Raw genomic sequence first — 23,614 nt, forward strand, 5'->3', positions numbered from 1 at the left:
CGTCTCTCGCTCACGCGGTCGGGTTCGTTCCACCGGTTTTCGTTCGCCCCGTCTCACCGGCGTTCGTTCACGCTGTCTCACCGGAGTTCGTTCTCCGTTCCGTCTCCGTCCGCTCCCGTCGCGTACGCTCGAGGCGATCACGGCTCACCACCCCCCGTCTCGGTCGAGAGTTCCGTCGCGATCGATCGAAGCGGGCGCTCCTCGAGCAGCATCGCCGTTCCGCCGACGCGCTCGATTCCGCCGTCCGTCCGCGGATCGTCGCCGACGTGGACGAGGTCGACCGGTTCGACGCCGAGTTCGGCCGCCGTCAGTTCGAAGATGTCGGGTGCGGGTTTGCGCCAGCCACAGCCGATGCTCGTGACGATCGCGTCGAATCTGCGGCGATCGAACTCTGCTCGCACGAGCGTTCGCGCGACGAGTTCCGGGACGCTGCAGTTCGAACAGATCGCGATCGGACCGGCCGCGTCGGCCGCCTCGATCGCTTCGAGCGCTCCGGGATTCGTCTCGACGTCGGAATCGAACGCAGCCACGACCGCCCGTCTGACGGCGTTTTCTTCCCAGTCGACTCCGCGGCTCGCGAGTGCGTGTGCGACGTGCGCCGGCAGCGGAACCTCGGCGTTCTCGGGCGCGTCGACGTGACGCTCGACGTAGGCGTCCCCCCAGTCGTCGGGGACGGAAACGCCGCGGCCCTCGAGTTCCGCGGCGATCGCTGCGGCCGGATCCGCCGGCCTGTCTGCGGTCACGAGCGTTCCGAAGAGATCGAACGAGACGGCCACGATCGTGTAACTAGCACAAGCTGACTTTAGTTTCGCGGTCCACGCGGTAGGGGATGGCCGGCGCGTGCCGTCGGAATCGACTCGTCCGGATTGCGGTACCGATGTCCCGGTGCAACCACAGACGCTTCGTGGCTATCCCGGAGACGACCGACAGCAGTCCGTCTCAGGCGAGGCGCGCGAACGCGAGGTTGCCCGAGATGTTCTTGATGTAGATTTCGACCACGTCGCCCTCGTTCGCGCCCGGAACGAAGATCGTGTACTTGCCCTTCTCCGCGACGCCGTCACCTTTCCGGCCGGTGCCGGTGATCTCGACGGTGTAGGTCTTGCCCTCCTCGACGGCTTCGGTCTGTTGCTGTTGCTGGCTGCTCGTCGAGCGCTTGGTGACCGGACGGAACGCACCGCAGGCGTCACAGCGAAGCATCGGCGTCCGATCCTCGCGGACGAGTCGCGTGTCCGGCAGCCCACACTCCGAACAGAGCACGTACTCGTCGACGTAGGCGTCGATCGCCGCGTCGAAGTCCTGCTCGGAGAACGTCCCGTTGTACCGGCCGCGTCCGCTCTCGAGTTTGCCGCTCGTTCCCATCTCGCGCTGGACGAACCGGTGGAGGTGTTCGTCCTCGCGCGAGAGCACGTCGGCGATCTCGCCGAGGTTCGTAAACCGCGTAAACGCGCCGTCCTTTTGCGCTTGGGCGTCGGGAATCTGGAGTCGCTCCTCGTCGCCGCCGATGTCCGGAACGTCGTCCATCGCTCGGTCGAGACTCGATTCGTAATCCATACGCGGGAACAGACGACGCTGACGTAAATCCGTTCTGCTCTCACAGTCGAATCGACGGATCGCCCTCGGGCCGCAGCCAGCAGGATCCGGGCCGTGACCGTACCGAATTCGACCTCAGAGCGTATCGCCCGCGCTCTCGCCGATCGACCCCTGTTTTTCCTCGTCCAGCCGCTCGAGGTCGCGCTCCGGGTTCGCCTCGCGTGCGTCGCCGGCTTCGCCCGTGATCTCGCCGTAGACTGCTTCGCGGACCTCCTCAGGATCGTCGAACTGCTCGCCGGCAAGTCGGTCGAAGACGCTCCCGAGTGACTCCGTCTCGTTCGGCATGTCGATCGGCTCGTTGCCGTACTCCGTGGCGATCTCCTCGCTCGTCACCGGATACTCGAGCTCACCGAGGTCGCGCTCTACGTCGTCGAGAACGGACTCGACGCGATCCGCCCGGCTTGATTTCCGGCGTTCGGCGCGATCCTGTGCGCGGTTTCGGTCGGGTTCGTTCTCGTCCATACCGCACACTTTCCGCACTCGAGTGAAAAGGGGTCTGCCGGCGTCTGCGAGCCGTCGGCACGCGACGACACTCCCGGGTCGCCCGCGCCGACTTCGGTTTCGAAGCGTCACCACCGTCGCTTGCCAGTTCAGGGGTACTTATGAGCCACCGTTCTCGTTGTTCGACTGCCCGTGCGGTAGTTTCCAACCCACCACACCACCTACCGCTACCCCACGGGTTGCCGGCGACGTCTCCTTTGGATTCGACGGACGGCCGTCCATCGTCACCGGTAGCACCGCCGACGGTTCGCGGCCTCACCGACGAGATCGAGTGGTCGCGTCGAACCGCCGGGCGGGAACGAACGGCACCGGCCGACCCAATCGCGAACGCGATCGCCTCGATCCGTCGAGACGTCGTCTCTTTCGCTTCGTGCAACGAACTTACCGTGGGCGTTATCGCCGTTTTCCCGGTACGTGACGGTTTATGATTCCGATAGCAATGTGGCGAGGGTGCGATCGGCCACTGATGTCATTGCGAAACGAAGCCGTCGGATCGCTCCCCACCCGGATGGCGGTCGCTCGACGATCGCTGTCCTCGGCGATCACCAAGTACGCACCCGTGATCGGTCTCCTCGGGGCTCTCGTCCTCCTCGGAATCGCTTTCAGAACCCATCTCGATTTCTCCCAGCAGCCCCTCGAGCCGTACCGGATGTTCTTTGAACTGCTCGTCGCGGGACTGGTCATTTCGCTGTTGCGAAGCAAGGTGGGGCTCGTCACCTACGGGATGTTCGGTCCGATCGTCATCTCGTTCATCCTGATCGAGAGCGGACTGCTCTGGGGACTCGTGTTGTTCGTTAACGTCTTCCTGATCGCCCTGGGAACGTACCTGGTCATCCGGCCGTTCCGTCTCGGTACCGCCCACCGAATCTGTGCGCTCGTGATGACCGTCGCCATCGCGATCACCACGTTTCACATCATGAGCGACAGCGGAACGCTGCCCCAGGAGGTAAACGCGCTGCAGGCCTTCTTCCCGGCGATCATCACCGCGTGGTACGCCGATCGGTTCGCCCGCGAACTCACGGAACGCGGCTGGCGAGCGCCCGCGGTCCGGTTCAGCTGGACGATGGTCGCGATCGTCGCCGCCTACGCCGTCGTCGCGAACGGGACGATCGTCACGTGGTTCATGCAGACGCCCGAATCCTGGGCGTTCGTCTTCGCCGCGAACGTCTACCTGGGTGCACAGTCGTCGACTCGCCTCAAGGAGTACCTCCGCTTTTCGAACGTCTACGGACAGTCGCGACTCTCCGTGCTCAGGGCATCGGTGCGGGCGCGACTTCACAACGCGAGTGCCCGTCTCCGCGGACTCTTCGGAGCGGAAACGTCGCGCGTCGAAGCCACGTCGGTCATGGCGATGAACCGCCGAAACCGGCTGATCAAGCAGTACAATCCCCAGCACCTCTATCCGGAACTCGACAAGGCGTCGATGAAACGCGCGTTTCACGGAACCGGCGTCCCGACGCCGGAAACGTACGCCCTCGTCGGATCGTTGAACGACCTCACGACGGCAGAAGAGATCATCCACACTCGAGACGAGTTCGTGATCAAACCCGACAGCGGTTACGGCGGCGAAGGGATCGTCGTCGTCACCGGCCGCACCGAGAACGGCGACTTCGAGACGTCGAAGGGGCGGAAGACGCCCGAACAACTGCTCGCGCACACGCGCTCGATCGTGGAGGGGCAGTACGATCCAATGGGTCTCGAGGGCGTCGCGGTCATCGAGGGGCTGGTCCACCCCGACGATCACCTGCTGTCGATCGCCGGCCAGGGCGTTCCGGACGTTCGCGTGATCGTCTTCAAGGGATTCCCGATCATGGCGATGACGCGACTGCCGACCGAGGAGTCCAACGGCGCGGCGAATCTCCACATGGGTGCCGTCGGCGTCGGTCTCAGCATCGCGGACGGCAAGGCCCTGGGTGGCTACCAGAGTACGAACAAGTGGTTCGACGAACACCCCGATACGGGGGTCGATCTCGAGTCGTTTTACGTGTACAACTGGAGGGAAATCCTCGACACGGCGGTTATGGCGGCCGAAGTCTCCCGGCTGGGCTACACCGGCGTCGACATCGTGATCGACGAAACGGAGGGCCCGATGGTCCTCGAGATCAACGCCCGACCCGGCCTCGGAATTCAAAACTCGACGTTCGCCGGCCTCCTCGAGCGAACGGAGTTCATCGAACAGCTCCCCGACTCGTTCGGACTGAAGTCACCACGCGAGAAGATCGAACTCGCCAGAGTGTGGGATCGCGTGAACTGGACCGAAGACGCGATCGAACTCGAAGCACAGTGGGAGCGGACCGACGGCGACGAATTCGATCGATCCGGAGATGCCGGGGTTCGCGATCCCGACGGTGAGTGCACGCGGACCGATTCCGACGCGAACGGCCGAGAGGAGGTGACTGCCCGATGAGACGAGCCACCTTCGGTGCGGTGTTCGTCTTCGCAGGTCTGCTGCCGGGGGTGTTGCTCACCGACGGACTGGCGGTCTCGGTCGACGTTCCTGGCGCCGTTCCGTATCTCGCCGGCGGACCGGTCGTCCTCGACATTCCGGTGGCCATCTTCGTCGGCATTCCGGCGCTGTTTACCCTGTTCATCCTCGTCGAAGCGACGGGACACGTCCGCGAGCGGAAACCGCCGAGTTGATCGACGCGGGATGGTCTCCGCCCCCTGTGTCCACGCCGGAGGTGTTCCTCGAGTGTCACCCCGGTCACCACGTCTCGGTGGCAGCCTTCTCGGCTCGACTACAGCAGCTGTCCGACGGCGCGCACCCGGAACTTGGCACAAGCTCCGTTCCGGATTCATCCTCGATTTTCGAACTCGTGAGCCGAGGGAACAGGCCCTGATGGCTGCGTAAACGCAGTTATCACTGTCTATCACGAAACAGCGGGAAGGAAGATCCGCCCTCCCCGATTTGAACGGAGTGAGACGTTCCGGGCGTGCGGCGCTACGCGCCGTTCCGGGGCTGCGACTCACAGGCTCAAATCGTGTCGGAAAGACGTGCTTTCCGCTCACGAAGTTGTTCGCGGAAAAGCAGTCCGCCCTCCCCGATTTGAACGGGGGACAAGTCGATCTACAGTCGACTGCTCTACCAGTCTGAGCTAAGGGCGGTTGCAACCGAACGTAGACTCCGTAGGGGACATAAGGGTTATTATTCTCACCGCTTGGCGTATGACGATCGGTGAACAGAAGAATGATTGATATAGGATGACTGTTAACACGATACCTGTACGAGCCCATGAGCAAGATCACGTTCCGGGCCGACGACGAACTCATCGACGAACTCGAGTCGCTCGAGGTCTCGAAGAGCGAAGCGCTCCGCGAGGCGCTTCGGTCGTACCTCGACGAGCCGACCGGTGGCACCGGGTCGGAACGTGACGCCAGCGAGACGGCGATCGACGACGTCGTCCGCGAACGGGTCGACGAACTGTTGACCGACCGACTGGCGTCCCGCGAGTTCGGGCGGCGGGCCTCGCCGCCCGCGACCGAACCGCAAGACGTGAACGTCACCATCTCCCTCGAGGGGATCGAGGGCGAACCGGTCGATCGGTCGGACGCCTCCTCGCGCGCACGTGAAACCGGGTCCTCGCCGGTCGAATCTCGCGACCGAGGTCGGTCGCAGACGACGTGTGGTCAGTGCGGCGAACGGGTGGACGACGACCACGTGTACTGTCCCAACTGCGGCGAGAAGGCCTCCCACCGGCTGTTCTGTGAGTGCGGCGACGAACTCCGGTCCGACTGGTCGTTCTGTCCGAGCTGCGGACGTCGGACGCCCGCGGCGGACGTCCTCGAGTCGAGCTGACGCTCGACCACACTGTCGTAAGACACGAACAGTCGTGTCTGACGATAGTTTTATTACCCTTGCTGGTATTCCGTTTACTCGCGTAAGACGGTCGTCTTACAACGGTCGGCAAACGCCGAAAACGTCCGAATCACGGGCGCTCCGGTGTAAGACACGTCGCGTCTGACAGGGGCGCGCGCCGTCTTACCCCAAGGGGAATACAACAATGGAGCGTGTGACACTGCGAATTCCGAAACAGCAGATCGAGGAGGTCGAACAACTGGTCGACTCGGGCGAGTTCCCGAACCGGAGCGAAGCGATCCGGTCGGCCGTCCGCGAGATGATCAACGAACAGTACGAGGGACAGACCGAGCAGACCAGCAAACGCAGCTGGGCCAAGGTGTAACGATGCAGGATATCGTACAGGACGCCCTCGAGAACGCAGAGCAGGAGGCCCGCGAGATGAACGCCGACATGGACGACGACGAGTTCGGCGATCCACGGATCGTCATCGTCGGCTGTGGCGGTGCCGGCAACAACACGATCAACCGACTGTACAACATCGGCGTCGACGGTGCCGACACAGTCGCGGTCAACACCGACAAACAGCACCTGAAGATGATCGAGGCCGACACGAAGATCCTCGTCGGCAAGTCGCTGACGAACGGCCTCGGCGCGGGCGGCGACCCGTCGATGGGCGAGCGCGCGACCGAGATGGCCCAGAGCACCGTCAAAGAGGTCCTCGGGGATGCGGATCTCGTCTTCGTGACGGCGGGCATGGGCGGCGGGACCGGCACCGGTGCCGCACCCGTCGTCTCGAAAATCGCCAAAGAACAGGGCGCGATCGTCGTCGGCATGGTGTCGACGCCGTTCAACGTCGAGCGCGCCCGTACGGTCAAGGCCGAGGAAGGACTCGAGAAGCTCCGCGATCAGGCCGACTCGATTATCGTCCTCGACAACAACCGGCTGCTCGACTACGTTCCGAACCTCCCGATCGGCAAGGCGTTCTCGGTGATGGACCAGATCATCGCCGAGACCGTCAAGGGAATCTCGGAGACGATCACCCAGCCCTCGCTCATCAACCTGGACTACGCGGACATGTCCACGATCATGAACCAGGGCGGCGTCGCGGTGATGCTCGTCGGAGAGACACAGGACAAGAACAAGACCAACGAGGTCGTCAAGGACGCGATGAATCACCCGCTGTTGGACGTCGACTATCGCGGCGCCTCGGGCGGACTCGTCCACATCACCGGCGGCCCCGACCTCACGCTGAAGGAGGCCGAAGGAATCGCCGACAACATCACCGAACGGCTCGAGGCCTCTGCGAACGTCATCTGGGGCGCGCGCATCCAGGAGAACTACAAGGGTAAGGTCCGCGTGATGGCCATCATGACCGGCGTCCAGAGCGCGCAGGTACTCGGCCCGACGACGCAAAAGCAGGCCGACAAGTCCCGCGCGAGCATCGAGGGGCTGAACGAGGCCGACTTCGACGCGAGCAACAACGTCGACACCGGGAGCGGATTCGGCGCCCAGAGCGACGGCGGGCGCGAGGAACTCGAGAAACAGAACGGCGTCGACGTGATCCGGTAACCTCCCGTTCCTGCCGATCCGCGATCGTTTTCCACTCGTCCGACGTTCGAGCGGACGCGCCCGTCCGACCCTCGAGCGAATACGCTTTTTACGAGTGCCGTCCCACCTACCGGCCGACATGCACGCGCTCGTATTCGCCGCCGGCCGCGGCAGCCGGCTGCGCCCGTACACCGACGAGATGCCGAAACCGTTGCTCGAGGTCGGCGACGAACCGATACTCGGTCGATGTCTCCGGACCGTCGCCGCTGCGGGCGTCGACGAGATCGTCGTCGTGGTCGGCTACCGGCGCGAGGAGGTCGTCGACGCGATGGGCGAGTCCGTCGACGGCGTGTCGATTACGTACGCTGTTCAGCGCGATCGGAAGGGGCTCGCACACGCGATCTGCAAGGCGGCGGAAGACGGGTTCGGAATCTCGCTCCCGACCGACGACCGGTCCGCGACGCTCTCGAGCGAATCGTCCTCGCAACCGTCGAACTCGCTCCACCCGTTCGAGGCGTTTCCGGACGACGTGATGACGGTAAACGGCGACAACGTCTTCGACGACTGCGACCTCTCGAAGCTTCGAGCGCGTCACGACGAATCCGGCGTCGACGGGACGTTGCTGCTCGATCGCGTCTCGAGAAACGACGCCGAAGCGACCGCTCACCTCGATCTCGCCGACGACGGAACCGTTCGATCGGTCGCGGCCTCGATCGACGACAGCGGAGCGCCACCGATGGGATCCGAGCCGGCCGACGCGTCGGACGAGCGGTACATCGCCGCCGGCGTTCAGACGCACCACGGCCCATCCCTGCTCGAGGCGTGTCACCGCGTCGACCGCGCGGAAAGCGGCGAGTACGAACTCGCGGACGCGCTCGAGTTCCTCGTCGACGAAAAGCGGTACGTCGGCGTCGAACTCGCGGGCTGGCACCGAAACGTCAACACGCCCGCCGACCTCGAGACGGCCCGTCGCAGGCTCGACGGCTCGACGTAAACGGTGGGCCAGCGGTACCTGCACGAACGGTTTTACGGCTCGTTTGTCCGGACCACGCCGGTGCGCCTGTCGCCGCCGGGCACTCGAGTCGGTTACGAACGGGTCGACTCGGTCACCGAGTTTTGGCCGTCTACACCGTCACGCACACGCCGGTGGACGACTCGAATACTCGATGTAAGACGTGTCGTACACGGGGGAATCGGCGACGGTCACCCGGGTCAGACGAGCGACTCGAGCAGCGAGCACTTCCGACAGATCTCCCTGGTCGTGGTCGATCCGCACTCGTCGCACTCGCGCAGATCCGCACCGTCGTCGCCACTGTACTCGTCGGCGACGATCCCGGCGAGTTCTTCGTACCCCGAGAGGATCGAGTGACGCGTTCCAGGGTGGTTCTCCTCGAGACCGTAGAGCAACTGCTGGATCTCGCCGCGGTAGGCCTCGCTGGCGTGTGGACACTCGGTGATGTGTGCCGGGAGGTCGTCGACGTGGGCGTAGAGTGCAACTTCCTTCTCGGGAACGTCCCGGAGCGGCTTCGCCCGCGGAACGAACTCCTCCTGCTCCTCGCGCTCCGAGAGTGGACCGAGGCTCGCGTCGAAGTGTTTGGCGATCTGGGCGACGTCGCCCTCGAGGACGTTCATCAGTGCGGTCTGAGCTTCGTCGTCCAGATTGTGGCCGGTCAACAGGAGGTCCGCCTCGAGCGCCTCGGCGTACCGCGAGAGGACGTCCCGCCTGAACACCCCGCAGTAGGCGCAGGCCGCCATGTTTTCGGGATCGTCTTCGACGACGTCGTCCATCCGGATGCCGAACTCCTCTTCGTAACTGACGACCTCGTGGCGAATCTCGAGGGCGTCGGCGAGTTCGACGCAGGCCTCGAGGCTCTCGTCGCGGTAGCCCTCGATCCCCTCGTGGACCGTGAGTCCGACGAGTTCGATCCGGGGATCGTCGGCGAACGTATCGTGGAGGATCCGCGTGAGAACGACGCTGTCTTTTCCGCCGGAGAGGCCGACGACCCAGATCTGGGGATCGTCGGGCGAGGCGTCTCGCGGGACGAGGTCGTCGCGTCGGATCCGTCGACGGACCCGTTTTTCGACCGACTCGCGGAAGTGATCCGCACAGAGGTGGGCCCCGGAGTAGGCGGCGTGCATGATCGCCGGCTCGTCACACCGGTTGCAGTCCATCGACGGACTGTTGTGGACGGGCACGCATCACGGTTTCGTCTGTGTGGAGAGACGTGTCAAACCGACAGGTTCACAATCCTGGTGAGTACGTATGGATTTTCAATCTAATAATTGTATATGTTATTGGTTATCATGGCTGTTCCGTTGAAGTCGGCACTGCCTGTTTTCTGCGTTTATCGTAGAATTTCCTCCCCCATGTCTGAAATTGATCGTGGGATCCAACGATTATTCCGTATATTGAACCGCTTTGATCATAACTGATAACTGCAATCTCGTCGGTGGTACAAACGATCCCAACTGGTTCTGTGGGTTGGTTGTATACCAACAGCGATCCCTTGAGATCAGATGACATCTTGGATTGTGACACGGACTTTATTCCTTTGAGACCAATTGGTCCAACTACTATTTCAACTGAGTTTCCTTGTGAAGAGAAGATCCATGAGCGTCCACGAGTTGTCGTGTTACAGTTGGAAGGAAAGTATACACTTGCGTTGATGCTTGGATTAGATCCACAGTCTGCTCGATTGGTGCACCTGGACAACTGGGCTTTCGAACAATGACATCGCATTCCAGGAGTGTCTTAGATTCGACATCTATAGTGTCAACAGGCATGTTTTCAAGTACGCAATTTAGGTTTCGAACGTGGTCTGCTCGCTCAAATAAATCAAGAAGTCTTTCAATTAATTCACCTGAAGTGTTCCTCACATAATATCGACCGTCTGTCTGGTGAATCCACCCCTCTGTTTCAAGTTGATTTAAATTACGGATGATAGTCCTTCTTGTCGCATTAACTCGACTTTCCAGTTCGGATATGTTCTTTTGGGAGCGTACGAGCTCTCGTAGCACCCGAACCCGTATCGGTGATCCAACCAATGTCGTTAGAGCAGTGTTCTGCTCGTCCATGTATAATTCTAACACCTCTATCTATAAATTATATTTGGACGAGAGCATTTATTATTAAAAATCGATCTCTTCCGTTATAATTGGCTCGGGTTAATCACTGTATTTGTGTTTTTGATAGTGTACTAACCCAATAAATACCGTGACTAGCTGTGAAGGCAAGGTGTGCGCTCACTAAGTCTGAGAACGCGAATTTCATTGCAGCCATCCATACTACTAGTAATGATATAATGACTAATATTCCAGAAATGAATAATATCTTTCTTTCCATTACAGTCCATATGTTGGCTTCGATGAGCCACACCGTAAGCACGCCGAGTACTATACCTGCAGCAAATCCGACGGGCCCGAAGTGAATATTCGTATCAAGCAATAATACTACTGGGCTTGAAATTCCGATATAAACTACAAAGCCGATGGATTCGCTCCAGTTCATGACATGAAATTCACGACTGATGATATAAATATCACTTCAGAGTATGCATTTGTAGTTGCGATTACTATTGAATCATACGATCACAATGGTGCTTCTAGGTGGCCATCTATTGATGCCCCGCGGACTTTGGTAGCGTAGTGAGGATCTGGTTCCCACCTAGCTGCAACAACAGGCCAGTGATTTGGTCCGCCCATTAGGCCACAATCGTCTTCTACCCCAACAGTGTAGTTGCTCGAATCGGTAGCTAGTGAAAAGAGGGCTCCAGCTGCAGCCCCAGCACCCCCTCCAATAATAGTCCCAGCACCAGGCTTCAGGGCTGAACCGATAGCTCCGCCGACCGCCGCACTGATCATTCCAGCTATTGTCGCTTGCCCAACTGCATTTAAATTCTCATTCAATTCGACGGAGAACCCTGTGTAGTACTTGTCAACCCCAAGATCAGGGATACAGGAAGTTGGGCCTTTGTTTTCTGTGAACGTTGAAGTCCGTTCAACGACCCAATCGTAATCAGGGATTCGATGGTCTTCTGGTGTAATTGTTTCTGCACTCATACGACTCTCTGGCTCTGCTACGGCAATTTTGTAGCTCCCGCTCCTCTGCTCTTCGAATTTGAATATCTTTTGCTCTACGTCGCCATTAGCTGTTCGAACACTGGTTGAAATCACTTCACTACCGTCTTTCATTGCTCCGATTTCTACGGATTGTTCTACCGTTGGTACATGCGCTCTATCAACAGTGACCTTATTTTGATTAGTGGAGGGATCAGCTGCTGTCGTTCCAGCAAGTAATCCCGATCCGATGCAAACACCGATTCCCGATTTCAGTACTTTTCGTCGATTGGTTCTATTCTCTCCCGCCAATGATATTCTGTCACGCACCACATTGTTCTATACTATCCTTTAATTAAATGTTATCTGCTGTCTCATGATAGTGGTCGTCCTAAGGGATCCCCCCATTCCATTGGCTGTAATTCACACGTAGTGATATTTAGAAGGAACAAGGGCCAGGTAATTCATCAGTTTCTCACTTGAACAAAGAGTCAGATCTATTCATGGACAATTATAGCGGACTTATGGTAAGTTTTCGACGACTTCTGCACCCCCCTCGAGCGACTCGAGCAGGAGGTCGACGTACCGCTCCCTGCTGGGGGAAGAGAACAGTTCGTGACCGCCGTCGTAGAGGACGACGTGTTCGGAGGGAACGCGCGCGCCGATCGACCGAAGGTCGACGACGGGGTCGCGAAGCGAGCAGAACACCACCGCGTCGTGGTCGATCGCCAATAGCTCCTCCTGGGCGTGGCGGATCTCCCGGACGAAGACGGGCGACACCCATCGCGGCATCGTCGCGAGCTGGTGGTCGGTCGCGAGTTCCCCCAGCGCGCGTTCGTCCATTCCCCTGACCGGAAGACACGGAAGCGTCGTCGGGACCGACGAGACCGCCTCGAGCAGCGCGTCGGGGTACGTCGGCGCGTACCCCCACCACGGGCTCAGATAGACGTGGTTTTCGGCTCCGTCGAGCGCCTGCCCGACGAGCGCGCCGGCGCTGTGACCCAGCAGCTGGTACTCGTCGAGATCGAGCACGTACTCGGCGGCGGGCTCGAGCCAGTCGGCCTTGAAGTCCTCGACCCTCGTCGGGAGTTCGAAGGCGTGGACGCGGTAGTCGGCTTCGGTCAGCTTTCCGACGAGCCAGCTGACGTTTTCGTGGGTCCAGCGGTTGCCCCAGCCCATCACGAAGACGAGTTCTTCGTCGCCGTCCTCGTTGAACACGCGGTGTCTCATAGGATTTCGTTCGTCGGGAAGCGATAAAAAACCTGATCACTTGACACGACCCGTCAACGGCTGAATCTTTCGTCCCGACAGCCACGGCTCGCGAGTCGACCGCGACGGCATGAGAAACGACTTTGCGCCTCGAGGCCGCAGTTTCCGACGATGACTGGAATTGACCGCAGCGACGCGGTCGACCGGCTCGAGGCGATCGTCGACACCGTCGAGCGCGACCGGATGCCGGTGCCGGTTCGGGAGGTCTGGGCGTTCGGCGACGTCGCGCTCGGTCTCGATCCCGTCGAGCGCCTGGACGTCTACGTGACCAAAGACGTCCTGCTGGGCGGGGACGCGTCGGACGGAGACGAGCCGGAACGCGAAGGTGCGACCGCCGCGTTCCGCGACTCCCACGGGATCGAGGGCGTCGGGAAGTCGGTTCGCGCGGACTGGGCGCGCGAGTACCCCGAACACCTCCGGGCGAACGCCGCCGGCCACGCCGCCCCCGAGAAGTGTCTCGCGGCGCACCTCCTCGGGGAGGACGAGCCGGTCCACCTCGAGGTCTGTAACGCCTCGTTCGAGGACAACGTCACCCAGCGGCTCCGCGGCGCGCGGCTACGCGAGGATTACACGCAGTTGCTCGACCCCCGCGGCGTCTGCCTCTGGGTCGACGGCGTCCGCAGCGACGAGGCTTTCCGGAAGCTTCGCGACAGTGAACTCGCGCTGCCGACGCTGTCGGCTGCCCTCGAGATGCTCGGCATGGACGACGAGGAAGCGACGACCGCCGCCAGGGAGCTTCACGCCTGGCGATCCGAGCAGGACGGCGTCACGGTTCGCGGCGACGTCGTCTGAGTCTCGCGGACGAAACGCCGTCCGATTCGCACGACCGACCCTCGGTTCCGTCCGAAACGCAATCCGTCGAGAGACGGGTTCTCCGTACGGCTACACGCGTCCGACGGTGACGAAAAACGGAACCGCTTCCGTTCGGCGGTACTCGCCCGACTCCATCTGTTCGATCGCCGTCCGTCCCATCTCCCGCCACGCGCTGCGCAACTCGTCGTACTCGGCTTCGGTCAGCTCGCCCGAAAGCATCGTCTCGCGGTCGTCCGCAAGCCCTGCTCCGGTGGCCTTTCGACGGGCCGCGATCAACGCGTGATCGCTGTAGGGCGGCTCGATCGTCCGGACGTGGTCGTATCGGCGCGTCTCGAGCACGTCGATGCCGGCCGCCTCGAACGTCTCGCTCGCGTCGGAACCGAGCGCGACGTCGGTTTCGACGCCGTCGAGGTAAGCCGTACGCGCCCGCCGCTCGAGGTCGTTCTCGGCGTCGACGCTCGAGTCCACGGCGACCGCGGCGTTGTTCGGTTCGACCGCGGCCACGAGATCGCTCGAGACTCGCGCGAACTCCTCGAGCGCCGCGGCGGGGTCGGGGAGGTTTATCAGCAGCGCCTGACAGACGACGAGGTCGACGGCGTCGGCCGAAAACGGAAGTCGGCGGGCGTCGCTCGCGACGACCGGAACGCGCTCGCGGGCGATCGAGAGCAGCTCTAGGTCGACGTCGCAGCCGATTACCTCGCCTGGAGAGTCGTCCGCGAGCACCCGGCTCAGTTCGCCGGTGCCACAGCCCACGTCGAGGACTCGCTCGTGCGACGCCAGCTCCAGCGGCTCGAGTGCATCCCGCGAGTCGTCCCACATCCCCCGACGGGTTCGGTGCAGGTAGTCTTCGGAGAACTCGCGCACGGTCGCTACCACGTTCGTTCTCGCTAAAAACGGGTCGGTTTCTCGTCTACTCTTCCCGAAGCTCTTTGACCTTCTCGATGTTCCAGGCGAAGCCGCGGCCGTCCTCCGTCGGCGTCTCGAGCGCGAACGGCAGATCCCGCAGATCGGGGTGGTTGACGATCGCGCGCATACCGTCCTCGCCGATGTACCCCTCGCCGACGTGGGCGTGCTCGTCTTTGTGGGTGCCGACGTCGTGTTTCGAGTCGTTGAGGTGGAGGTACTCGAGGTACTCGAGGCCGACCTCGTCGTCGAAGCGGCCGATCGTCTCGTCGACGGCCTCGGGAGTCGTCAGGTCGTTGCCGGCGACGAGCGTGTGGGCGGTGTCGATGCAGATGCCGATGTCGGTCTCGGTTCGGTCGATGATGCCCGCGAGGTGTTCGAACTCGCCGCCCAGCTTGGTGCCGCTGCCGGCGTCGGACTCGATGAGAATGCGCACGCCGTCGGGAACGTCGAGGTCGTCGATGACGCTCGCGGCGTTGTCGAGTCCGCCCTCGACGCCCGCGCCGGTGTGGGCCCCCAGGTGGACGTTGACGTACGGAATGTCCAGCTTCTCGGCGGCGTCGAGTTCCGCCTGCATGCTCTCTTTTGACTTCCGTCGGAGATCCTCCTTGGGCGTACAGAGGTTGACCAGGTACGCCGAGTGGATCACCCACGGCCCCTCGAGTTTCTCGTCTGTCTCCTCCCGAAACCCGGCGGCGGCCTCGTCGCCGATGTCGGGCTGGGCCCAGACCTGCGGCGAGGTCGTGAAGATCTGTCCGCAGTTGCCGCCGAACGCGAGTTGGCGGTGGACGGCGTTTCTGATGTCGTCGTACGGCGGTGTCTCGTCGTCCGAGGAGACGCGCGAACCGGAAATCGAAACGTGTGCGCCGACGTTCATGGATCCCTGTCAGTACCGATCCGTGATAGGGGTACCGAACCGAGGCGATCAGCGACCGGGGACGTCGGGTTGCGCCTCCTCGAGTTCCTCCCCGTTCAGGATCCAGGACTCGTGGCCGTACTTCCGCTCGGCGAGGTCCGCGGCCGCCTCGAGTTCGTCCTCGCGCCACGTCGACTCCCGCGCGTCGCACCACTCACCGAGGGCGTCCGCGAGCGTCGAGACCGCTTCGTCTCTGTCGATTCCGGTCTCCTCGCGAATGCTCGCGACGCGGTCGACGAACGGCGGCGTCTCGAGGTCGGCGGCGAAGGTGCCGACGTGTCGCGCCGGTTCTCGGTCGTAGCTGATCGATCCGTGCTGGATGACGACGTCCCGCTGGCGGTACTGGGCGTTGCCGCTGATCTTGCGCTCGTCGTCCGACTCCGCGGGCACGACCACGTCGTGTGCGGGATTGATGTCTCTGAGGTAACACGACGGCTGGTAGATCGCGTCCTGTTCGACCGACGCGAAGTCGGCGTCGACGCCCATCCGTCGGAGTCCCTCGAGTACCGGCTCGCAGAACAGTTCGTAACACGCCATCAGGTTGCCGGGCACTTCGTCGGCGGGCGCGACGATCGTGTAGGAGATGTCGGCGTACCGATCGTGGTAGATGCCGCCGCCGCCGGTTTGCCGTCGGGTGACGCCGATTCCCTCCCGGTCGCAGTACTCCCAGTCGACGGTCTCGGCGTCCTGTCTGTATCCCAGCGAGAGCGTTCCCGGCTCCCACGAGTACACCCGCACTGTCCGGACGTCGTCCTCGATCGCCGTCGCGGCGGCGACCTCCTCGAGCGCCATCTGCGTCGCGCCGTCGCGAGGATCGTCTCGAATGAGTCGCCACTCCTGAGCTGAGCGGTCTGACATACGTCTCTCGTCGGTCGCCAGCGTGTTATACTGATCGTTGTCGTTCGTCTGAACGGCGCATTCGCGTCCAGTCGCGCTCGTTCGACGCGCTCGGATCGATAGCCGGCCGGGTTCGTCCGATCCGTCCGGCCACAACGTATTTTCGACGATGTCAACGAGAAAGAACCAGACTGAGCCGTGCCCAACGCGTCCCTCTTCGTCGTCTACGCTCTCTGTGGAGTCCTCCCGCTCGTCCTCGTAGCGTACGTCTACGAACACCGGACGAAAGCCGGTTTCCGGGGAATGCTCCTGTTGATCGGCGGGTTTTCCCTCTGGAGTCTCAGCCTGGCCGTCTTCTATGCGGTTTCGGAATACGCGATCGGATTGACCGCGGCCAACCTCCGCCTACTCTCGGTCTATCTGGTGGTCGTCGGCTGGCTTGTGATCGCTCTCGAGTACGCCGATCTGGCGGAGCCGTCGCGACGGACCGTCGCCGTGTTGTTTCTCCCGGCGGTGGTCCTGCAGCTTCTCGCGTGGACGGACCCCGCCCACGGGCTGGTGTGGGCCGGATCGACGTTCGAGTCGACCTGGGGCCGGTCGTTCGGACCCGCATACGAGGTGCACGTCGCCTACAACTACATCCTCGTCGGAGTAGTGTTGGTACTGTTCGTCGGGAACGCCGTGACGTCGCGCGGCCTGCGCCGGAAACAGAACCTGGCGTTGTTCGTGAGCATCGTTCCACCCGTGATCGCAAACGCCGTGTTTCACCTGACCGACGTCGTCCGTTACGACGTGACGTCGCTCGGGTTCGTCGTCTCCGTCTTCGTTCTCACGTGGGCGCTCTTTCGCGTGGATTTGCTCGATCTGGTTCCGATCGGCCGAAAGCGCGCGCTCGACGAGATGACCAACGCCGTCATCACCCTCGACACCAACGGGCGGGTCGTCGACTTCAACGAGGCGGCCCGTCGGATCGTCGACGCGGACGACACTCACACCGGCCAGCCGGTCGAGGCGTTCCTCGATCCGCTGTCGAACGTCAGCGAGACGGTCCGAACCGTCGAGAACGCGGAAACCGAACTCTCCGTCTCGGTGGCCGAGTCCGAGTTGCGTCGCCACTTCGATCTCACCGTGTCACCGATCCGTAACTCGAGGGACGCAACCGTCGGCCGGCTCGTCGTCTTGCAGGACGTCTCGGATCTCAAAGAGCGCGAGCGGATGCTCCGCGAACGCGAACGCGAACTCGACCTCCTCAGACAGGTTCTCACGCGAGCGTTACGCCACAACGTGCGAAACGACGTCGCCCTCCTTCGAGGATACGGCCAGACCATCGCGGACGAATCCGACGGTCGTCACGCAGAACTCGCCTCGGAGATCGTCCAGATCAGCAACGACCTCGTCGAGACCAGCGACAAGGCCCGGACGGTCGAGCGGCTCGTCGACCGCGATCGGGACGTCACGTCCGTCGACCTCGAGTCGACCGTCGAGGCGCTGGTCGATCGCTTCCGGACGGAGTACCCCGACGCCTCGTTCTCGATCGCAGTCGACGGTGATCCGGTCGTCGACACGAATCCCGCGCTCGAACTCGCGATTCAGAATCTGCTCGAGAACGCGCTCGAACACGCCGACGACGAATCGACGGTGGAAGTATCGATCCGCCGCGACGAGGGGTACCTTCACCTTTCGGTCGCCGACGACGGGCCGGGAATTCCGGCCAGCGAGATCGACGTCCTCGAACGTGGCGAGGAGACGCCGCTGAAACACGGCAGCGGGCTCGGGCTCTGGGTCGTCTACTGGGCCGTCGAGATGGCCGGCGCGTCGATCTCGTTCGACACGTCGGACGGGACCGAGATCACCATCTCGATTCCCGCGTCGGATCGTCGGGCCCACCCGGAACGTGACCGTTGACCCGCGGATTCTCTGGAGACCTCGAGACGTCTCCACCCCGACGGCGCGGCTCTGTCAGGGCGATACTCGAGGGCCAACGTCTCGGAAGTTCGAACGCCGGTCGGTCGTCGCCGCTCGTTCGGGAGGGCTCCTCACGTGGTTCGTCCGTCGCGAGCGGACGGCTACATTTGCTATATCGTAATGCGGTTTATTTGGTCGTCGGCGATCGGTTTCGCGTCGGTACTCGAGGCGAGATGTTCGCGATAGCGTGGACGCTGACACCGCATCGCGCGACAGGACGTTTTTACGTCCCGGTCGGCTATCGACGCTCATGGTGCGGAACGTCGCCGGTCTGTTGGCGGAACTCGAGGAGGCGGACTTCTACCTGCTTTCGGGAGTCGAACAGGGGATGCGCTTTTCGGAGTGGGTCCAGCGCGAGAAGCTCCCGAAGTTCTCCGGGTTGACCGAAGAGGAAGTCGACTACCGCCTCGAGCGCTGTCTCAAGCGGGGATTGATCGAGAAGAAAACGATCCAGTACGAGGGGTACACGCTCCAGTTCGAGGGGTACGACGCGCTCGCGCTGCGAGCGTTCGTCGAACGCGAGACGATCACGGAGTTCGGCTCTCCGCTCGGGGTCGGCAAGGAAAGCGACGTCTACGAGGTGCGCTCGTACAAGCCGTTCGCGCTGAAGTACCACCGCGAGGGGTACACGAACTTCCGGGAGGTTCACAAAGAGCGCGACTACGCCTCGGCCAACGAACACGTCTCCTGGATGTACACCGCGCGCAAGGCGGCCGAGCGCGAACACGCCATTCTCGAGTCGCTGTACCCCGACGTCTCGGTCCCCCGACCGATCGACCAGAACCGCCACGCCATCGTCATGGAGAAGATGGACGGCGTCGAACTCTCGCGCACCCGACTCGAAGACGAGCAGGTCCTCGGCGTTCTCGACCTCGTTCTCAAAGAGGTCGCGCGCGCGCACGAAGTGGGCTACGTCCACGCGGACATGAGCGAGTACAACCTCTTCGTCGACGAGGCTGGAGTGACGATTTTCGACTGGCCCCAGGCGGTCCCCACCGACCACGAAAACGCCGACGAGTTCCTTCGGCGAGATCTCGAGAACGTCCTCGGTTACTTCCGCCGAAAGTATCCGCGACGCGTTCCCGGCGAGGTCGACGCGGACGTCCTCGCCGACGAGATCGCGGCGAACTCTTTCGACTCGGTCGCGACACTCACCGAATAAACTACATACCGTTATACGAAATCGCCGGTCGATGGGTGTCGGCTGGACGGCAAGCGAGCGTCCGCATACTCACGTCGAGACGGTCGCTCGAGATGTTGTCGAATCAGACGGGGAATCGACGGAAGCGATAGCGCGCCCATCCGGCGAAAGCGCGAGTGGAATGCGAAGAACGCGGACGGCACATCGAACGGGTCCTCGAGTGGGAAATCGAGCGAACTAGAACCCTTTTCCGAGCATCTCGCGGGCGATGATGTTCTTCTGGATTTCGGTCGTCCCCTCGTAGATCTGGGTGATCTTGGCGTCGCGGTAGAATCGTTCGACGGGGAAGTCGTCGACGTAGCCCGCGCCGCCGTGGATCTGGACCGCTTCGTCCGCGACCTCGACGGCGATCCTCGAGGCGAACTCCTTGGCCATCGACGCGAGTTTGGTGATGTCTTCGCCCTGGTCGACCTTCCAGGCGGCCTTGTACGTCAGGTTGCGTGCGGCCTCGGTGTTCGTGGCCATCTCCGCGAGCTTGTGCTGGATCGCCTGGAACTCCGAGATCGGCTTGCCGAACTGTTCGCGGTCCTGGGCGTACTCGAGGGCGGCGCGGTTGGCACCCTTGGCGATGCCGACGCCCTGGGCCGCTACGGCGGTCCGCGTTTCGTCGAAAAATTGCATCTGTTGCATGAACGCGGCGTCTCGCGTTCCGACGAGGTTCTCCTCGGGAACGCGGACGTCGTCGAAGACGAGTTCTGCGGTGTCGGAGGCGCGGATGCCGAGTTTGCCGGTGATCTTCTCGGTCGAGAATCCGTCGCGGTCCGACTCGACGACGATCTGACTGAAGCCGTTGTACCGTCCTTGCGCGTCCGGGTTCGTCTCACAGAGGACGACGAAGAAGTCCCCGACCGTTCCGTTGGTGATCCACATCTTGTTGCCGTTGATCACCCACTCGTCGCCGTCTTTCTCCGCCCGCGTCGAGACCGACGAGACGTCGGAGCCGGTATCGGGTTCCGAGATCGCAGCGCCCGAAATCTTCTCTCCGAGCGCGACCGGCTCGAGGAATCGCTCTTTCTGGTCTTCGGTCCCGAAGTTCATGATCGCCTCGCAGCCGAACGACGTCGAGACGATCGACAGCGCGATGCCGGGATCGTACGAGAAGAGTTCCTCGGTGATGATTGCCGTATCGAGGATCGAGTAGCCGGCACCGCCGTACTCGATCGGGATGTACGCGCCGGTCAGTCCCATCTCGGCGGCTTTCTCGACGACGTCGTGGGGGTACGCTTCCGCTTCGTCGTACTCGCCGGCCACGGGAACGATCTCGTTTTCGGCGAACCGCTGTACCTCGTCGCGGATCTGTCGTTGTTCGTCGGACAGCGCGAAGTCCATGTGACCACCTACCTTTGGGATCGATAAAGATCTTTGTAACCAGACATAAACTGAATTGTAGTTTTCTTTAGCAGATAGGGAAACGTTCAAAACCGAGCGCATTGCATGTTCGACCATGGAGATCGAAGATATCAACACCATCGCAGTTCTCGGTGCCGGGAATATGGGCCACGGAATCGCGGAAGTCGCCGCGATGGCCGGCTACGACGTGAACATGCGCGATATCGAAGAGGAGTTCGTCCAGGACGGCTACGACCAGATCGAGTGGTCGCTGAACAAGCTGGCCGAGAAGGGCCAGCTCTCCGAGGAGAACGCTGAGGACGCCTTAGCGCGCGTGACGCCGCTGGTCGACATGGAGGAGGCAGTCGCCGACGCCGACGTCGTCATCGAGGCCGTCCCGGAGAAGATGTCGATCAAAAAGGACGTCTACGGCGAACTCGAGGAGTACGCCGCCGATCACGCGATCTTCGCGACGAACACCTCGAGCCTCTCGGTCACCGAACTCGCGGCGGTCACCGAGCGCCCGGAACGGTTTTGCGGGATGCACTTTTTCAATCCGCCAGTTCGGATGCAGCTGGTCGAAGTGATCTCGGGTGCGGAGTCCGCCGAGGAGACCCTCGAACTGGTCGAATCGCTCGCGGAAGACTTCGACAAGTCGCCGGTTCGGGTCCACAAGGACTCTCCCGGGTTCATCGTCAACCGAATTCTCGTGCCCCTGATGAACGAAGCGGCGTGGCTCGTCGGCGAAGACGAGGCGACTATGGCGGAGGTCGATTCGACGACCAAGTACGAGATGGGGTTGCCGATGGGGACGTTCGAACTCGGCGACCAAGTCGGCAACGACATCAGCTACCACGTCCTCGAGTACATGCACGACGTGCTCGGCGACGCCTACGAACCCGCCCCGTTACTCGAGCAGAAAGTCGAGGCCGGAGCGCTCGGAAAGAAGACCGGGTCGGGATTTTACGACTACGAGGACGGCGACGGCGCCCAGATCCCGACGGACGAAGGGTCAGAGTTCGTCGAGCGACGGCTGCTGGCGACGATGGCCAACGAGACGGCGAAGCTGATCGGCGGCGACGTCGCGCCGCCGGAGTCGATCGACGAGGCGGTCAAGCTCGGGGCCGGCTTCCCCGACGGACCGGTCAAACTCGTCGACGAGTACGGCCTCGAGGAGCTGCACGAGACGCTCGAGGAGGCGTACGAGGAGACCGATCACGAACGCTACGAGCCCGCGGACTACCTGGCCGAACGCGCCGCCGAGGGCGGATTTTACGACGTCGACGACGAGGACGGCGTCGAGTTCGAGACGATTCGCGTCGAGTATCCGGACGAGATGGTCGGCCACGTCGTCGTCGACCGGCCCCACCGGATGAACACGATCAGCGACGAACTTCTCGACGAACTCGCGACCGCGATCGAACTGCTCGACGACGACGACGAGGTCCGCTGTCTGCTCCTGACCGGAGAGGGCGGAAAAGCGTTCTCGGCCGGCGCGGACGTCCAGAGCATGGCCAGCGGTGCGGACCCGCTCGACGCTCAGGAGCTCTCGCGAAAGGGTCAGTCGACGTTCGGCAAACTCGAGTCGTGCTCGATGCCGGTCGTCGCCGGCGTCGACGGCTACTGTCTCGGCGGCGGGATGGAACTGGCCACCTGCGCCGACATCCGCATCGCGAGCGAGCGATCGGAGTTCGGTCAGCCGGAACTCAACCTCGGACTCATTCCGGGCTGGGGCGGCACGCAGCGTCTCAGACACATCGTCGGCGAGGGGCGAGCGAAAGAGATCATCCTCACCGCAGAGCGCTACGACGCGGAGACGATGGAGTCGTACGGCTTCGTCAACGAAGTCGTCGACAACGACGACCTCGAAGCGCGCGCGCTCGAGCTCGCGGCCGACCTGGCGGCCGGTCCGCCGATCGCCCAGCAGTTCACCAAGCGCGCGATGGCCGCCGGCCGCGACGATACCGACGCCGGCCTCGAGTACGAGGCCTCCGCGTTCGGTCACCTGATGGCGACGGACGACCTGATGGAGGGAATCACCGCCTTCATGGGTGACGGCGAACCGCAGTTCGAAGGAAAGTAGCGACCGTCGGACCGCGAACTCGATCTCTCTGACCGAGTCTCCTCGAGCCGAATCCTCCGTCGCGAATCCGGCACCTCGCTGAATCGAATAGAAATTACTACCGTTGCCGTAAGTAAAAGGTCGGGAACTATAGACGACATGATAGCTGGTCGCGAGATTTATCACCAAGAGGTACCATTGGTGACCCGTGGCTGTAATCGATGAAGAGAACGGAGGGGGTTCCCAGTGAGTGACGGGCTAGACGTCCTCGTCGTCGACGACGAGGCCCGCCTCGCGGATCTCTTCGCCACGTGGCTCGAGACGGAGTGGGCGGTCGACACGGCCTACGACGGCGAGGAGGCGCTCGCGAAGATGTCGGATTCGGTCGAAGTCGTCCTGCTGGATCGGCGAATGCCGGGACTCTCCGGCGACGACGTCCTCGAATCCATCCGCGAGAACGAGTACGATAGCCGGGTCGTGATGGTGACGGCCGTCGACCCCGACTTCGACATCATCGAGATGGGCTTCGACGACTACCTCGTCAAGCCGGTTTCGAAGGACGAGCTTCTCGACATCGTCGAGGACGTGTCGAGTCGCTCGGAGTACGAATCGGACATTCTGGAGTATTACGCGCTCGTCTCGAAGAAGGCGTTGCTCGAGTCCGAGAAGGCCGAACGCGAACTCGCTGCGAACGAGGAGTACCAGGAGCTCTGCGATCGCATCGACGACCTCGAACGACGGGTCGACGACGGCGTCTCGGGACTGTCGACCCACGACGATTTCGTCGGCGCGTTCCAGGACATTCAACCCGAAAACTAGTATCCC

At 62.3% G+C, this 23,614-nt stretch carries 23 protein-coding genes and 1 tRNA gene; 11 read left to right on the forward strand and 13 right to left on the reverse strand.

Annotation, left to right across the window (positions count from 1 at the left end):
• Window positions 1-137: 137 nt before the first annotated feature.
• From EA472_RS08170 to EA472_RS08180, 3 genes are all read right to left on the reverse strand, one after another.
• Entirely contained in the window at window positions 138-776 is a 639-nt protein-coding gene (locus EA472_RS08170; RefSeq protein ID WP_124191012.1) for an HAD family hydrolase, read from the reverse strand.
• A 163-nt stretch (window positions 777-939) separates the two neighbouring features.
• Entirely contained in the window at window positions 940-1,551 is a 612-nt protein-coding gene (locus EA472_RS08175; RefSeq protein ID WP_124191013.1) for a translation initiation factor IF-2 subunit beta, read from the reverse strand.
• Between the two features lie 114 nt (window positions 1,552-1,665).
• On the reverse strand, window positions 1,666-2,052 hold the full coding sequence (locus EA472_RS08180) for a DUF5789 family protein (protein WP_124191014.1): 387 nt from the start codon (window positions 2,050-2,052) through the stop codon (window positions 1,666-1,668).
• Between the two features lie 505 nt (window positions 2,053-2,557).
• Between EA472_RS08180 and EA472_RS08185 the strand changes: the two genes are divergently transcribed.
• Entirely contained in the window at window positions 2,558-4,498 is a 1,941-nt protein-coding gene (locus EA472_RS08185) for a sugar-transfer associated ATP-grasp domain-containing protein (RefSeq protein ID WP_165874852.1), read from the forward strand.
• On the forward strand, window positions 4,495-4,731 hold the full coding sequence (locus EA472_RS08190) for a hypothetical protein (protein WP_124191016.1): 237 nt from the start codon (window positions 4,495-4,497) through the stop codon (window positions 4,729-4,731). Before EA472_RS08185 ends, EA472_RS08190 begins: the two co-directional genes overlap by 4 nt.
• Before the next feature lie 391 nt (window positions 4,732-5,122).
• Here the strand turns inward: EA472_RS08190 and EA472_RS08195 are convergent.
• Window positions 5,123-5,196: transfer RNA gene (locus EA472_RS08195), tRNA-Tyr, on the reverse strand.
• Window positions 5,197-5,323: 127 nt separating this feature from the next.
• Here EA472_RS08195 and EA472_RS08200 point away from each other — a divergent pair.
• The 4 genes from EA472_RS08200 to EA472_RS08215 all read left to right on the forward strand — a co-directional run bounded on the left by EA472_RS08200 (window position 5,324) and on the right by EA472_RS08215 (window position 8,432).
• On the forward strand, window positions 5,324-5,887 hold the full coding sequence (locus EA472_RS08200; protein WP_124191017.1) for a double zinc ribbon domain-containing protein: 564 nt from the start codon (window positions 5,324-5,326) through the stop codon (window positions 5,885-5,887).
• A 205-nt stretch (window positions 5,888-6,092) separates the two neighbouring features.
• Window positions 6,093-6,272 (forward strand): ribbon-helix-helix domain-containing protein, encoded by a 180-nt coding sequence (locus EA472_RS08205; RefSeq protein WP_124191018.1) that lies wholly within the window; start codon window positions 6,093-6,095, stop codon window positions 6,270-6,272.
• 2 nt (window positions 6,273-6,274) lie between these two features.
• Window positions 6,275-7,459, forward strand: a complete 1,185-nt coding sequence (ftsZ, locus tag EA472_RS08210; RefSeq protein ID WP_124191019.1) for a cell division protein FtsZ — start codon at window positions 6,275-6,277, stop codon at window positions 7,457-7,459.
• Window positions 7,460-7,577: 118 nt separating this feature from the next.
• Entirely contained in the window at window positions 7,578-8,432 is an 855-nt protein-coding gene (locus tag EA472_RS08215) for a nucleotidyltransferase family protein (RefSeq protein WP_124191020.1), read from the forward strand.
• A gap of 218 nt (window positions 8,433-8,650) precedes the next feature.
• On the opposite strand, the gene ncsA is transcribed toward EA472_RS08215, so the two are convergent.
• The 5 genes from ncsA to EA472_RS08240 all read right to left on the reverse strand — a co-directional run bounded on the left by ncsA (window position 8,651) and on the right by EA472_RS08240 (window position 12,724).
• Entirely contained in the window at window positions 8,651-9,610 is a 960-nt protein-coding gene (ncsA, locus tag EA472_RS08220) for a tRNA 2-thiolation protein NcsA (RefSeq protein ID WP_124191021.1), read from the reverse strand.
• Window positions 9,611-10,012: 402 nt separating this feature from the next.
• Window positions 10,013-10,513 (reverse strand): hypothetical protein, encoded by a 501-nt coding sequence (locus tag EA472_RS23525; RefSeq protein WP_449289230.1) that lies wholly within the window; start codon window positions 10,511-10,513, stop codon window positions 10,013-10,015.
• Window positions 10,514-10,607: 94 nt separating this feature from the next.
• Window positions 10,608-10,946, reverse strand: a complete 339-nt coding sequence (locus EA472_RS08230; protein ID WP_124191022.1) for a hypothetical protein — start codon at window positions 10,944-10,946, stop codon at window positions 10,608-10,610.
• Between the two features lie 80 nt (window positions 10,947-11,026).
• Window positions 11,027-11,824: a hypothetical protein gene (locus EA472_RS08235; protein ID WP_124191023.1), complete on the reverse strand. Its 798-nt coding sequence runs from the start codon at window positions 11,822-11,824 to the stop codon at window positions 11,027-11,029.
• 192 nt (window positions 11,825-12,016) lie between these two features.
• Window positions 12,017-12,724, reverse strand: a complete 708-nt coding sequence (locus EA472_RS08240; protein WP_124191024.1) for an alpha/beta fold hydrolase — start codon at window positions 12,722-12,724, stop codon at window positions 12,017-12,019.
• Window positions 12,725-12,874: 150 nt separating this feature from the next.
• On the opposite strand from EA472_RS08240, the gene EA472_RS08245 reads away from it, so the two are divergent.
• Window positions 12,875-13,555, forward strand: a complete 681-nt coding sequence (locus EA472_RS08245) for a DUF7095 family protein (protein ID WP_124191025.1) — start codon at window positions 12,875-12,877, stop codon at window positions 13,553-13,555.
• A 90-nt stretch (window positions 13,556-13,645) separates the two neighbouring features.
• Here the strand turns inward: EA472_RS08245 and EA472_RS08250 are convergent, their stop codons facing one another.
• From EA472_RS08250 to EA472_RS08260, 3 genes are read right to left on the reverse strand one after another with little or no spacing between them, the layout of a single operon-like run.
• Window positions 13,646-14,440 (reverse strand): class I SAM-dependent methyltransferase, encoded by a 795-nt coding sequence (locus tag EA472_RS08250; protein ID WP_124191063.1) that lies wholly within the window; start codon window positions 14,438-14,440, stop codon window positions 13,646-13,648.
• Window positions 14,441-14,486: 46 nt separating this feature from the next.
• Window positions 14,487-15,356: a deoxyribonuclease IV gene (locus EA472_RS08255; RefSeq protein ID WP_124191026.1), complete on the reverse strand. Its 870-nt coding sequence runs from the start codon at window positions 15,354-15,356 to the stop codon at window positions 14,487-14,489.
• Window positions 15,357-15,404: 48 nt separating this feature from the next.
• Entirely contained in the window at window positions 15,405-16,253 is an 849-nt protein-coding gene (locus tag EA472_RS08260; RefSeq protein WP_124191027.1) for a lipoate--protein ligase family protein, read from the reverse strand.
• A 177-nt stretch (window positions 16,254-16,430) separates the two neighbouring features.
• Here EA472_RS08260 and EA472_RS08265 point away from each other — a divergent pair, with 177 nt between their 5' ends.
• Window positions 16,431-18,137, forward strand: coding sequence for a histidine kinase N-terminal 7TM domain-containing protein (locus EA472_RS08265; RefSeq protein WP_124191028.1), 1,707 nt, complete (start codon window positions 16,431-16,433; stop codon window positions 18,135-18,137).
• Window positions 18,138-18,447: 310 nt separating this feature from the next.
• Window positions 18,448-19,359: a serine/threonine-protein kinase RIO2 gene (locus tag EA472_RS08270; RefSeq protein ID WP_124191029.1), complete on the forward strand. Its 912-nt coding sequence runs from the start codon at window positions 18,448-18,450 to the stop codon at window positions 19,357-19,359.
• A gap of 216 nt (window positions 19,360-19,575) precedes the next feature.
• Here the strand turns inward: EA472_RS08270 and EA472_RS08275 are convergent, their stop codons facing one another.
• Window positions 19,576-20,727 (reverse strand): acyl-CoA dehydrogenase family protein, encoded by a 1,152-nt coding sequence (locus tag EA472_RS08275; protein ID WP_124191030.1) that lies wholly within the window; start codon window positions 20,725-20,727, stop codon window positions 19,576-19,578.
• Between the two features lie 115 nt (window positions 20,728-20,842).
• On the opposite strand from EA472_RS08275, the gene EA472_RS08280 reads away from it, so the two are divergent.
• Together EA472_RS08280 and EA472_RS08285 are read left to right on the forward strand one after the other, a co-directional pair.
• The gene (locus EA472_RS08280) at window positions 20,843-22,810 is read left to right on the forward strand and encodes a 3-hydroxyacyl-CoA dehydrogenase/enoyl-CoA hydratase family protein (protein WP_124191031.1); all 1,968 of its coding nucleotides are present in this window, start codon (window positions 20,843-20,845) and stop codon (window positions 22,808-22,810) included.
• 225 nt (window positions 22,811-23,035) lie between these two features.
• A complete protein-coding gene (locus EA472_RS08285) occupies window positions 23,036-23,608 on the forward strand; it encodes a HalX domain-containing protein (protein ID WP_124191032.1) in 573 nt (190 codons plus the stop codon).
• Window positions 23,609-23,614: the final 6 nt, after the last annotated feature.

It is taken from the genome of Natrarchaeobius oligotrophus, assembly GCF_003841465.1.
GTDB lineage: Archaea > Halobacteriota > Halobacteria > Halobacteriales > Natrialbaceae > Natrarchaeobius > Natrarchaeobius oligotrophus.

What these genes read in the sequence shown, in the direction of transcription:
- EA472_RS08175 (WP_124191013.1), bottom strand. Translation starts at nt 1,551, where the DNA reads ATGGATTACGAATCGAGTCTCGACCGAGCGATGGACGACGTTCCGGAC.
- EA472_RS08180 (WP_124191014.1), bottom strand. Translation starts at nt 2,052, where the DNA reads ATGGACGAGAACGAACCCGACCGAAACCGCGCACAGGATCGCGCCGAA.
- EA472_RS08185 (WP_165874852.1), top strand. Translation starts at nt 2,558, where the DNA reads ATGTCATTGCGAAACGAAGCCGTCGGATCGCTCCCCACCCGGATGGCG.
- EA472_RS08190 (WP_124191016.1), top strand. Translation starts at nt 4,495, where the DNA reads ATGAGACGAGCCACCTTCGGTGCGGTGTTCGTCTTCGCAGGTCTGCTG.
- EA472_RS08200 (WP_124191017.1), top strand. Translation starts at nt 5,324, where the DNA reads ATGAGCAAGATCACGTTCCGGGCCGACGACGAACTCATCGACGAACTC.
- EA472_RS08205 (WP_124191018.1), top strand. Translation starts at nt 6,093, where the DNA reads ATGGAGCGTGTGACACTGCGAATTCCGAAACAGCAGATCGAGGAGGTC.
- ftsZ (WP_124191019.1), top strand. Translation starts at nt 6,275, where the DNA reads ATGCAGGATATCGTACAGGACGCCCTCGAGAACGCAGAGCAGGAGGCC.
- EA472_RS08215 (WP_124191020.1), top strand. Translation starts at nt 7,578, where the DNA reads ATGCACGCGCTCGTATTCGCCGCCGGCCGCGGCAGCCGGCTGCGCCCG.
- ncsA (WP_124191021.1), bottom strand. Translation starts at nt 9,610, where the DNA reads ATGGACTGCAACCGGTGTGACGAGCCGGCGATCATGCACGCCGCCTAC.
- EA472_RS23525 (WP_449289230.1), bottom strand. Translation starts at nt 10,513, where the DNA reads ATGGACGAGCAGAACACTGCTCTAACGACATTGGTTGGATCACCGATA.
- EA472_RS08230 (WP_124191022.1), bottom strand. Translation starts at nt 10,946, where the DNA reads ATGAACTGGAGCGAATCCATCGGCTTTGTAGTTTATATCGGAATTTCA.
- EA472_RS08240 (WP_124191024.1), bottom strand. Translation starts at nt 12,724, where the DNA reads ATGAGACACCGCGTGTTCAACGAGGACGGCGACGAAGAACTCGTCTTC.
- EA472_RS08245 (WP_124191025.1), top strand. Translation starts at nt 12,875, where the DNA reads ATGACTGGAATTGACCGCAGCGACGCGGTCGACCGGCTCGAGGCGATC.
- EA472_RS08255 (WP_124191026.1), bottom strand. Translation starts at nt 15,356, where the DNA reads ATGAACGTCGGCGCACACGTTTCGATTTCCGGTTCGCGCGTCTCCTCG.
- EA472_RS08260 (WP_124191027.1), bottom strand. Translation starts at nt 16,253, where the DNA reads ATGTCAGACCGCTCAGCTCAGGAGTGGCGACTCATTCGAGACGATCCT.
- EA472_RS08270 (WP_124191029.1), top strand. Translation starts at nt 18,448, where the DNA reads ATGGTGCGGAACGTCGCCGGTCTGTTGGCGGAACTCGAGGAGGCGGAC.
- EA472_RS08275 (WP_124191030.1), bottom strand. Translation starts at nt 20,727, where the DNA reads ATGGACTTCGCGCTGTCCGACGAACAACGACAGATCCGCGACGAGGTA.
- EA472_RS08280 (WP_124191031.1), top strand. Translation starts at nt 20,843, where the DNA reads ATGGAGATCGAAGATATCAACACCATCGCAGTTCTCGGTGCCGGGAAT.